Below are 11,415 nucleotides of genomic sequence, written 5' to 3'. Positions count from 1 at the left end.
ATACCCAATCTGATTTTAATAACTCCGATGTACTTCGTATACGTCTAGACCTAATTGCCATACATCTATAACCCTAAAATAGATTTTAGATCTTTTAATTCCTTTCTAAAAGACCAGCTTACTGCTGATTCTGCTAGAACAAATAAGATGAATACAGTTGTCAAGCTCATGATGATTAAATTTATTTGACTTGGTATCAATATTTCTATTTTATTGATAAGGGATATGAGGGTTATTTTATTGAAGTAACAATAAACAATGCCAAAACCAGATGCAATAAAAGTTGTGATATAATGAAAGCTTTTGTAATGAGCTAATTCGATACGTAGTTCATGGTAAAACCAGTTTGCATCTTGTATATTTTCGGAATTGATGTTCTCTGCCTTTTTATAAAAGGAATAAAACTTAAAGAGATAATAGATGGCAAAGATGAGCATGATCGTATAAAAGAAATAGTAGACAAGAGCAAGCTGCTTGGTAAATCGAAAATAGATGGGTAAAAAAGCCAGAAGGAGCATGCCTAGCACCTGCACTGAAAATTCAATTTTCATTTTCGATTTGACCGACCGGATGATGTTTAAAGTATTCATATTTTTTAGTTTAAAATTGTTATAATTTTTTAATGTATATCCAGTAAGTCATCAGAATTTGCAAACGTTACATTTTTTTTTGATTTTTTTGAAACTTGGATTTAGTACTTATATATTATGCTAAATTGCTAACTAACTTTATTTTTATGAATTTATTCAGACAGTTCTGTCTGCGTTGGATTCTTGTATCTTCTTGCTAATTCATACCTTTGTCATTGAAAATGAAGAAAAGTAGATTTTTTATCGAGGTAGCTTATTTTGGAAAGAATTACCATGGATGGCAGGTTCAAAACAACGCCGTTTCTGTTCAAGAAAGATTGAATGATGCATTAGCGATTTTATTGCGTGTGCCTACGGAAACGATTGGAGCAGGAAGAACAGATGCAGGTGTTCATGCAAAACAGTTATTCGTTCATTTTGATGCAGATGCGACAGGAATATTGGCCAAGCCAGAGCGTTTTTTATATGCGTTAAATGGACTTTTGCCTCATGATATTTCCGTTAAATCCGTCGTTCCGATACATGAAGATGCACATGCACGTTTTGATGCGATACGCCGTTCTTATGAGTACCATCTTCACTTTGAGAAAGATCCTTTTAGATATGAATACTCTTCATTTCTAAGGGATATTCCCGATGTTGAAAAAATGAACAAAGCTGCGGAATTTTTGTTAGGAAAAAAGGATTTCAGTTGTTTTAGCAAATCGAATACACAAGTCTTTACCAATATATGTACCATATCAAGAGCGCAATGGATCTGGGAGGACGAAGGAAAACTTGTTTTTCATATTACCGCGGATCGATTCTTGCGTAATATGGTACGTGCTGTAGTCGGAACATTGTTGGAGATCGGAATAAAAGGTAAACCAATTTCATTTATGGAAGAAGTCATCGCGAGTCAGAATCGATCAATGGCAGGAACATCAGTTCCAGCTCATGGCTTATATTTGACTGAAGTGGCCTATCCTTACCCTGTAAATTAGAAAAAGTGAGTCAAGAGAAAATAGTAGGAAAAACTTATGACGTAAATTTGTTGCGTCGGATGGTCAAATATATGAAGCCTTATGGTGGTGTTTTTTGGATATCCGTAGTATTGACGATTTTACTGGCAGCTGTCGCTCCAGCATTACCCATGCTGATCCAGTATACATTGGATAAATACATATTACAATTTAATACAGCAGGATTGAGTTTGATGTTCATCTTGATGATCGTATTGTTAATTGTACAGACACTCGTACGGTATTATCATACTTTAATGACCAATACCTTGGGGCAATCTGTGATTCGGGATATTCGGATTGAAGTGTTTAATCATATTACAAAACTTCGTTTAAAATATTTTGATCAGACACCTTTAGGGAAATTGATCACACGTACCATTTCAGATTTAGAGACGATATCAAATATCTTTTCTGAGGGCTTGATCCAAATTATTGGCGATTTATTGCAGCTCATCGTTATTCTAGGGGTCATGTTTTATACGGACTGGAAACTAACATTAATTGTATTGGTACCTATGCCGCTTATGGTCGCCGCAACTTATATTTTTAAGGAGGCGATGAAATCTGCTTTTCAAGATGTTCGTAAATGGGTTTCAAACTTGAATACCTTTTTGCAGGAACATATCTCAGGTATGGGTATTATCAAATACTTTGCGCGTGAAGAACAGGAGATGGATAAATTTAAAGAGATCAATGGTCACCACCGCAATGCTCATATCCGTGCAAATTGGTATTTTTCTATATTTTTCCCTGTTTTAGAGATTATCATGGCCATTTCATTAGGTTTGTTGGTCTGGTTTGGAGCTAAGCAGATTTTGGGAGATGTGATCTCTCCAGGAGTTGTGGTTGCATTTATCATGTATATTAATATGATCTTTCGCCCAATCCGAGAATTGATCGATAAATTCAACACCTTACAAATGGGAATGGTAAGTGCTGAACGTATATTTGAAGTATTGGATACCGATGAACATACTCCTAATTCAGGAACATTAGAACCCGATCATATTCGTGGAGAGATCGAATTTAAAAATGTATGGTTTGCTTACAATGATGAAAACTGGGTGTTGAGAGATGTCAGTTTTAAAGTTGCTCCAGGTGAGACACTAGCTTTAGTCGGTGCGACGGGGGCAGGGAAATCATCGACCATTAATATTCTAAGCCGTTTTTACGAAATCAATAAAGGACAGATTTTATTGGATGGTGTTGATATTCGGCAATATGAGTTAAATTTTCTTAGAAAAACGATAGCAACTGTACTTCAGGATGTATTTTTATTTTCAGATTCCATCTTACACAATATAGATCTGCACGATGAGCATATCACGCGAGAATCTATCATTGCAGCTGCTAAACAGGTCGGTGCACACGATTTTATTATGCGTTTGCCGGGCGGATATGACTATCAGGTTCAAGAAAGAGGAGCCACCTTGTCATCAGGTCAAGCCCAGTTGATTTCATTTATTAGAGCATTGGTGCATGATCCACGTATTTTGGTACTCGATGAAGCCACATCTTCTGTTGATACAGAAACCGAAGAGCTCATCCAACATGCTATAGACAATCTAATGGTAGGAAGGACAGCTATAGTGATTGCACATCGACTCTCTACCATTCAAAGGGCAAATAAAATTATCGTATTGGAAAAAGGAGAGATCATGGAGGTGGGAACCCATCATGAACTACTCAATATCGATGGTTACTATAAGAAATTATACGACCTGCAATTCCATTCTGCAGGTATTTAAAGCATTCCTAAGCCCATCTTCAAATGTGAGATGGGCTTAGGAGTATAAATCTTACGAAGAGAGTTTCGAGATAAGCAAACTATTTTATTTAAAAAATTATTGCACAGGTATTGTGGTTTCGATATAGCTGTCTTTAGCGATAGTTTCTTCTGCTGGTATATGGATATTGGCATTAATCTCGGATCCCCTTCCGATCAGTACATTGCTGCCGATAGTACTATTGGCCCCGATATTGACGAAGTCTTCAATAATTGTATTACTTCCAATGACAGCATTGCTGCTGATGATACAGTGATTGCCGATCTGTACATCTGGTGCTATTGATGCTCCTGGTAAGATAATTGTACCTTTGCCCACTTCTGCTCTTTTTGAGATATTAGCTTTGGGATGTAGTAGCGAGCAGTACGCCCAACTGTGATTTTCTAAAACAATGCGTTGACGTAATCCTGAATCATGAACGGCAATGAAAAATTGTTCATCATCGTTATTGACCTCATGACGAAGTTTAACAGGATAATCAAAAACGGATGCTATTAGCAATGATTTATCAATAAGACCTAATATTCTGATATGTAGTTCTTCGGCAGTTTCAACTGCAACTTTAGCGTGTGCTGTAGCGCCATAAATATATAACATAACACAAAAGTAAAAATAAGCAAATCAAAAGTTCAATTTAATTGTTATTATAGGGAGTGCTGACTATTACTGTGTATTTTGTTATTGTAAAATTGGAAGTTTCTTGCCAACTGATCAAAATAGCAGCGAGAAAACGACCTTGGAGGCCGTTTATATGAAGGATTGAAAGAATCATCACAGATACGTATCAAAGGCTGATAGGTGTTCTTTAAAATAGCTAATAGCGAACAAATTTGCTTTTGATTATACACTAAATATATTGTGTTTACAATCAAATTTATCTAAGTTTGTCATCAATCAATTTAATATATAAAAATGATTCAACGTATTCAAACCATTTATTTACTCGTTGCTGGACTGATTTTGTTTGGCTTATTTTTGTTTCCTTATGTTCATTATAATGACCTTGTAGGTCTCGGAAAAGACGTTAAAGTTACAGGTGTGTATGGTACATCAGCAGGCCTGCCGACACATGAAACTAGTTTTTGGTATATATTGCAAATCATTGCAACAGTGGTCGTGGGGCTATTGCCGATTTATACCATATTCAAATTTAAAAATCGAAAGACTCAAATCAAATTGATCATACTAGATATTGTTTTGATTATTTTGCTTGCGATCTGGTTATATGCAAGTGCTAGTGGTCATTTGGTTACTGTCAATCAATTTTTAGGTGCTGGAACGATCGGTGTAGGTTTCTTTTTATTGCCAATCTCGATTATCTTTCTTTCTCTAGCCCTTGGAGCAATTCGTAGAGACGAGAAGTTAATTAAATCCGCAGATCGATTGCGATAATATAAAATTTAATATCATATAGCAAGCTATGTACATATTACATAGCTTTTTTTCATTTTAAAAAATGAAACCAGCATAAGCATCACGTTCACAAACAGCAGTGAATATGCTTATACGAGCTTTATTACCGTTAAAAAATAAATTATATTCTAATGAAAATAAGTGTAAAATATTTAGTAATCTTTTGTGCATTTTTATTTTTAGGGCAGTTTGCCTTTGCACAGGTTGGTCAAGTTGAAAAAGATCTACTTGTGGTTGATGAAATTCAAATCGATGTTAAAAGTGTGCAAATTGATTCTAAATCGAATACGGCATCGGTTGAATTGTTTTTGACCTCCTATACTAGAAATGGAAGAGAATTAAAGTTAAATACTTTTGGAACGCAACTCGTGGATATGAAAAATAAAACTTATTTATTTGGAACGATTACGTTGGGCAAGATCATGGTAAAACTGGAGGATAAGCAAAATTATATTAATTATTTAATGAAAACGGATGAACCCGTTTTGCTGAAAGTAACGGTTCCAAATTGGGGAAAAGTGAAACCAAAAGAAATAGTTGTAGTCTTTGAAGATAGTGAAGAAGAAGGGCATTATATAGAAACGGCTGTTCAATTGTAATTGAACAGCCGTTTACTGTTAGTTTTGTTAGCCTTATCTGCTATAACGAATTTGTTGACGATCCATCATACCCATTTGATCTTTCATCATTTTAATCTGATCAGCCAACAATTTGTTTTTATCTGCTTTTTTAGCTTCCTGTAAATATTTCTCTGCCTCACGTTTGTTGCGTTTGGCCATAGAGATACCAGCTAAGCTGAGTTTTGCAAGAGCAATATTGTGATCCATATGAAGACCCAATGTCAATGCTTTTTTGAAATACTTCTCAGCTTGCATAGGAGCACGTTGCGATTCGATCAAGCCGATCAACATATTGTAGTAACCATATTGAGCAGGTATTAGCTGTTTCTCATAGTTTGTGATTTTATTTAACCATTTTTCAGCTTTTGGCATATCTTGTTTGCGAAGAAACCATTGAGCCAACAACATATATTCGTGGAAGAATACCGTTACAAATCCAATAATTGTCAGGAATATCCCTAAAATACCCCATCCCCATTGGCCGAACCAAAATAAAGCAACAGTTCCAACCAATAGCAAACTGCTAATAATAATTCTTACAAGATTTGACATATGTCTATATTTAATGTAAATGTATACCAAGTTTAATTTTGCAAATATCCGTTAAATTGTGCGCTAAAGCAACTTGTTTAGTTGTTATTTTGTAAAATTGTATATTTAAAGTATGGGAAAACGTTTTGATCAATCTTGGGAACCTATTTTAGGTCCACTTTTAGATCAGCCTTATATGGCTGAACTATCATTTTTTGTACAGCAGGCGAGAAATCAGGGTCGTGTATTTCCACCTCGAGAATTGGTTTTTAATGCATTTAAGCTAACAGGATTTGATTCTTTAAAAGTCGTTATTTTAGGACAAGATCCTTATCATAATGATGGACAAGCACACGGGTTAGCATTTTCTGTTCCGGATGGTATTGCTTTACCACCATCGTTAAAAAACATATTCAAGGAGTTGGAGACTGATATTCCAGGTTTTAAAACACCGCGATCTGGAGATTTATCGCACTGGGCAAAGCAAGGGGTACTCTTGTTAAACGCAACATTAACAGTCAATGCCCATCAAGCTGGTTCACATCAAAAAAGAGGATGGGAGCACTTTACTGATCAGGTTATAGAAGCTATTTCCGATCAGAAAGATGCTGTTGTGTTTTTATTGTGGGGTGCATATGCACAAAAGAAAGCAAGTTTAATAGATGGGAGTAAGCATTTAATTTTGAGTACCGTTCATCCCTCTCCTTTGTCCGTTTATCGTGGTTTTTTTGGTTGTCGGCATTTTTCGCAAGCAAATTATTTCTTGCAAAAACATGGAGAAAAACCAATCGATTGGAAGCTGGTGTAAATATGTTAAGCAGTCATTTCTTCTTCGAGTAGGGATTGTAGCTCTTGAGTGGAAATATGATGTAGGTGATTTACTTTTAACTTTTTGTGGTGAAGTAGGATATGCGTGACCATGAGATGACTATCATAAGTGACTTTTAGGTTTTTAAGACTTTTTATTCTTTCTTCAGTTTCGCCTATAATGGCATATTCGAAAGTGCCTGTGATGGTAAATCGCTGAATGAGTAGTTGGTTGTTTTTAAGCAAAGTGAAGTCAAACCACGCTCCTTCTCCTACACCGCCAAGATATTGAGCATTTTCTGGGATATGGAGGGGCTTGTGTTTGTGTAGCATACTACCAATAGTAATGTCTTCTGGTAATAAGGCAGCCTGACTGCTATATACATTTTCGCTTAATTTCTTAATCAGGAATAGGAGGGATTGGATGCGTGACATCCTGAAATTATGTAACCCATGTTGCGGAGTATAACTGTAAATCATTTTATTTTCGGCCGAATTGACCAAATTACTTATTGGACTTGCTTTAATGGTTTCTGGGAAATTGATCGGATGAATCCAAGAAAATTGTTTGGAAGAAGCAAATAGTAGGCGGGTAATGAAGCGCGAACAGTTGTTGTTGCCTTTTGCTACGGCCCCGTAGGGATAAGAACCTTTTTGAACCCAAGAATCAGCAAATTTTTTCGCCTGTTTAAAGTTTAGACTTTTTACAATAGAAAAATACAACTCTCCGCTACCCTGCATAGCAGGCTTCATACTTTCAAAATGCATTGCTATAGTTTCTAAATTGGAAATATCCCCATTGTCAAATGTTGCTTTGATCGCAATGTTTAAAAGGGGATCCGAATCCTTAGATCGTGCTCGACCATATCCCCTGGGTGAAATGTATCGTCCGAAATCGTAATATAATAATTCACCTGTGTTGGCGGAAATAAGTACAATACCTGTATGTCCAACTTTAAAATTTAGATTTTTTACAATACCAATTTTTTTGAAAAACATCATCCATTTTTCATCCCCTCTTATTGTGGCGTCTGGCCAAGATAAAATAAGTGCAAAATCATGATATGCTGTTGGTTGATCTCTCATAACTGTCTTGTAAAGGTAATAAATATAATGTACAGACCTGACCTTTTCGATTGCGGTGAGTGTCCATCAGATTATGCGTTTAAAAACTGCTACGATTAATGGTAGGTATTGGCGTCATCCACGTATCGCAAACGGTCTAGGGCTACGGCGGATAAGAATGGAGTGAGTTGAATGTAGCTGAGAAGCTGGTGCTAGGCTGCGATACATCATAATATTGCTTTTGTTGCAAAAGCTTCTCTACGTTTTACATGAAGCAAGATGAGAATGGCAATCACATCTTGCTTTTATATTTCTGATTCAGAATCAGTAGGACATTACAAAAAAATTAAATGTTCTTTATCAAGAGCGTTCATGAACTATTAACCTGTATTTTAATGATAATCAACATTTCCTCCTGGTTATCTTAACCAAAACCAATACCCTATTTAAATAGTAGCAGTTGCTTTTAAAATTAGTTTTAATATTCCAATGGAATAATGGGCTCTTTCTTGCTGGTGGACATAATCATCATCGTCTGAAAAGTCTTCACAAAAGGAATCTTGGCTATTTTCTCCATGATAACTGCTTCATAAGCTTTGATATCTTTGACATATACCTTAAGCATAAAATCACAGCTACCCGTTACGTGGTGACATTCCGTAACCTCAGGAATCATTTTCACGGCTAAAACAAATTCTGGAATAGCATTATGGGTGTGAAAATCCAAAGATATCTGTATAAACGATTTGATTCCTAAACCTAATTTCTCTTCATCAACAAAAGCATGATAGCTTTTAATAAATCCTGAATTTTCAAGTTTTCTAACACGTTCTAAAGTCGGAGCTGGAGAAAGGCCAATACTTGATGCTAATTGCAAATTGGTAATGCGTCCGTTCTCTTGCAATAATTTAAGAATTTTTAAATCTGTTTTATCTGGCAAAAATGGCATATTCAACTATTTTTAATGGTGATATTCTGTAAATATACACAATTGTTCCAAATTTAATTTGGTGATGGTACGTGTTTTTGGTTTTTAATTTTTTATATAGCTTTTGTTTATAGTTTGAATGCTGTATTATAGACTTTAACTATCGTAAATCATTTATTTGTAAAAAAGTGATATACGTTAAGCTTAGAACGCCTAGAAATTGACTTTTGTCACTTTTTTAATCAAAATGAGGTTCTAAACTGCTAAAAGTAACGTTTTATTGACAGGTAAATCGTAACTTTGTCGTTCAGAAGATTGTGGGTTTTACCCGAGTGCAATTTTTTAAACCGTGAGAACGAACTATGAGTACTAAAGACGACGATTTACTAAAAGAGCTAGAGCTCGAAGAATATAAATACGGGTTCACGACAGACATCGAAATGGAATTTGCACCGATTGGTCTTACAGAAGACACCGTGCGTTTTATTTCGGCAAAGAAAAATGAACCTGAATGGTTATTGGAGTGGAGATTGAAAGCATTCCGTCATTTTCAGACCTTAAAAATGCCTAAATGGCAAAATTTTGAAACACCTGAAGTTGATTTTCAAGGTATCTCTTATTATGCGGCACCTAAGGTGAAACCGCAATTAAATAGTTTAGACGAAGTAGACCCAGAATTGTTGTCTACGTTTGCTAAATTGGGGATCCCCTTGGATGAACAGAAAATCTTAGCAGGTGTGGTTGCTGTAGATGCTGTATTTGATTCGGTCTCTGTGAAAACGACTTTCCGTGAAAAACTAAAAGAGCAAGGTGTCATCTTTTGTTCTTTTGGAGAAGCTGTTCAAGAGCATCCAGAATTGGTGAAAAAATATTTGGGGACAGTTGTTCCTCAAACTGATAATATTTATGCGGCATTAAATTCTGCTGTATTTTCTGATGGGTCATTTGTATATATTCCGAAAGGCGTTCGTTGTCCGATGGAATTGTCTACTTATTTTCGTATCAATGCGCAAAACACCGGTCAATTTGAGCGTACGTTGATCGTAGCTGAAGAAGGAGCATATGTTTCTTATTTGGAGGGTTGTACTGCACCTATGCGTGATGAAAATCAATTGCACGCAGCAGTGGTAGAATTGATCGCTGAAAAAGACGCAGAAATAAAATATTCTACTGTTCAAAACTGGTATCCTGGTGATAAAGATGGTAAAGGTGGTATTTTTAACTTTGTTACAAAACGAGGAATCTGTAAAGGAGACAATAGTAAGATCTCTTGGACACAGGTGGAGACTGGTTCTGCAATTACATGGAAATATCCAGGTGTAATCTTGAAAGGCGATAACTCAGTTGGTGAGTTTTACTCCGTAGCGATGACCCGTAATATGCAAGTCGCTGATACAGGCACCAAGATGATTCACATCGGAAAGAATACAAAATCAAAAATTATTTCTAAAGGTATTTCTGCTGGTAAAAGCCATAACAGCTATAGAGGTTTGGTGAAAATCGGTCCTCATGCAGACAATGCAAGAAACTTTACACAATGTGATTCTTTACTAATTGGCGACCGTTGTGGTGCACATACTTTTCCTTACATCGAAAATCGTAATAATACAGCAACTTTAGAGCACGAAGCAACGACTTCAAAAATTGGAGAAGATCAAGTCTTTTATCTCAATCAACGGGGTATTGATTCTGAAAAAGCTGTAGGACTTATTGTCAATGGTTACGCCAAAGAAGTGTTAAATCAATTGCCAATGGAGTTTGCAGTAGAAGCTCAAAAATTATTAGCAATCTCATTAGAAGGTTCAGTAGGATAGATATAAAAATATAGTTGCGTAATAAGAGCTAGCTAATAGCACTTGAGGCAATACATAATACTAATAAAGAAATGTTAAGTATAAAAAATTTACACGCGTCTGTAGACGGCAAACAAATTTTAAAAGGTTTAAATCTTGAAGTAAAAGCAGGTGAGATTCATGCCATCATGGGGCCAAATGGCGCTGGTAAAAGTACTTTAGGAAATGTTTTAGCTGGTCGTGATGCGTACGAAGTAACTGAAGGTGAAGCTTTATTGGACAATGTTGATCTATTGGATTTATCTCCTGAGGATCGTGCTCGTGAAGGTCTATTCTTAGCTTTCCAATATCCAATCGAAATACCAGGGGTATCAAACATTAACTTCTTAAAGACAGCGGTTAACGATATTCGTGCATATAAAGGTTTGCCTCCTATGGAAGCAAAGGAGTTCTTAAAAACGGTTAAAGAAAAACAACAATTGGTTGAATTCTCTGCTAACTTAGCGAATCGTTCATTAAATGAAGGATTTTCTGGTGGTGAGAAAAAACGTAATGAAATTTTTCAATTGGCGATGTTAAATCCTAAATTATCTATCTTGGACGAGACAGATTCAGGATTGGATATTGATGCTTTACGTATCGTAGCTAACGGTGTGAATCAATTGCGTTCTAAAGATAATGCTTTTGTAGTGATCACACACTATCAACGTCTTTTAGATTATATCGTGCCTGATGTTGTGCACGTATTATACAACGGACGCATTGTGAAATCTGGTCCTAAAGAACTTGCTTTAGAATTAGAAGAAAAAGGTTACGATTGGTTAAAAGAATTAGACGCACAAAACGCATAATCACCCTAAATCTTGTGAAAGAATAG

General features: G+C 35.8%; 12 protein-coding genes. 7 read left to right on the top strand and 5 right to left on the bottom strand.

All coding sequences use genetic code 11. The annotated features are described in order from the left end of the window. Nucleotides 1–65: 65 nt before the first annotated feature. Nucleotides 66–590 carry a hypothetical protein gene (locus B3P23_RS07025; RefSeq protein ID WP_293925226.1) on the bottom strand — a complete coding sequence of 175 codons (525 nt, stop codon included), beginning with the start codon at nt 588–590 and terminating at the stop codon, nt 66–68. A 221-nt stretch (nt 591–811) separates the two neighbouring features. On the opposite strand from B3P23_RS07025, the gene truA reads away from it, so the two are divergent. Both truA and B3P23_RS07015 read left to right on the top strand, forming a co-directional pair. Beyond that, nucleotides 812–1,573 (top strand): tRNA pseudouridine(38-40) synthase TruA, encoded by a 762-nt coding sequence (truA, locus tag B3P23_RS07020; protein WP_293925225.1) that lies wholly within the window; start codon nt 812–814, stop codon nt 1,571–1,573. Between the two features lie 5 nt (nt 1,574–1,578). Beyond that, nucleotides 1,579–3,342, top strand: a complete 1,764-nt coding sequence (locus tag B3P23_RS07015) for an ABC transporter ATP-binding protein (RefSeq protein ID WP_045753402.1) — start codon at nt 1,579–1,581, stop codon at nt 3,340–3,342. A 96-nt stretch (nt 3,343–3,438) separates the two neighbouring features. Here B3P23_RS07015 and B3P23_RS07010 read toward each other — a convergent pair whose 3' ends face one another. Then, a complete protein-coding gene (locus B3P23_RS07010; protein ID WP_293925224.1) occupies nt 3,439–3,978 on the bottom strand; it encodes a hypothetical protein in 540 nt (179 codons plus the stop codon). A 315-nt stretch (nt 3,979–4,293) separates the two neighbouring features. On the opposite strand from B3P23_RS07010, the gene B3P23_RS07005 reads away from it, so the two are divergent. Both B3P23_RS07005 and B3P23_RS07000 read left to right on the top strand, forming a co-directional pair. Next, entirely contained in the window at nt 4,294–4,773 is a 480-nt protein-coding gene (locus B3P23_RS07005) for a DUF4293 domain-containing protein (RefSeq protein ID WP_045753403.1), read from the top strand. 152 nt (nt 4,774–4,925) lie between these two features. Continuing rightward, nucleotides 4,926–5,393: a hypothetical protein gene (locus B3P23_RS07000; protein ID WP_260948018.1), complete on the top strand. Its 468-nt coding sequence runs from the start codon at nt 4,926–4,928 to the stop codon at nt 5,391–5,393. Between the two features lie 33 nt (nt 5,394–5,426). On the opposite strand, the gene B3P23_RS06995 is transcribed toward B3P23_RS07000, so the two are convergent. Continuing rightward, a complete protein-coding gene (locus B3P23_RS06995; RefSeq protein ID WP_045753404.1) occupies nt 5,427–5,966 on the bottom strand; it encodes a tetratricopeptide repeat protein in 540 nt (179 codons plus the stop codon). Nucleotides 5,967–6,078: 112 nt separating this feature from the next. Here B3P23_RS06995 and ung point away from each other — a divergent pair, with 112 nt between their 5' ends. Beyond that, nucleotides 6,079–6,753 carry a uracil-DNA glycosylase gene (gene ung, locus B3P23_RS06990; protein ID WP_045753405.1) on the top strand — a complete coding sequence of 225 codons (675 nt, stop codon included), beginning with the start codon at nt 6,079–6,081 and terminating at the stop codon, nt 6,751–6,753. A gap of 5 nt (nt 6,754–6,758) precedes the next feature. Here the strand turns inward: ung and B3P23_RS06985 are convergent, their stop codons facing one another. Beyond that, a complete protein-coding gene (locus B3P23_RS06985) occupies nt 6,759–7,838 on the bottom strand; it encodes a DUF6695 family protein (RefSeq protein WP_293925223.1) in 1,080 nt (359 codons plus the stop codon). 457 nt (nt 7,839–8,295) lie between these two features. Then, entirely contained in the window at nt 8,296–8,766 is a 471-nt protein-coding gene (locus B3P23_RS06980; RefSeq protein ID WP_045753407.1) for an Lrp/AsnC family transcriptional regulator, read from the bottom strand. Nucleotides 8,767–9,107: 341 nt separating this feature from the next. Between B3P23_RS06980 and sufB the strand changes: the two genes are divergently transcribed. Further along, complete coding sequence (gene sufB, locus B3P23_RS06975) at nt 9,108–10,559, top strand: Fe-S cluster assembly protein SufB (RefSeq protein ID WP_045753408.1); 1,452 nt, start codon at nt 9,108–9,110, stop codon at nt 10,557–10,559. A 71-nt stretch (nt 10,560–10,630) separates the two neighbouring features. Then, nucleotides 10,631–11,389: a Fe-S cluster assembly ATPase SufC gene (gene sufC / locus B3P23_RS06970; RefSeq protein WP_021192429.1), complete on the top strand. Its 759-nt coding sequence runs from the start codon at nt 10,631–10,633 to the stop codon at nt 11,387–11,389. Nucleotides 11,390–11,415: the final 26 nt, after the last annotated feature.

The sequence above is a fragment of the Sphingobacterium sp. UBA6320 genome (genome assembly GCF_002440335.1).
Classification (GTDB): Bacteria; Bacteroidota; Bacteroidia; order Sphingobacteriales; family Sphingobacteriaceae; genus Sphingobacterium.
Note: the sequence above shows the minus strand (reverse complement) of the source record. Positions and strands in the feature narration are given on the sequence as shown.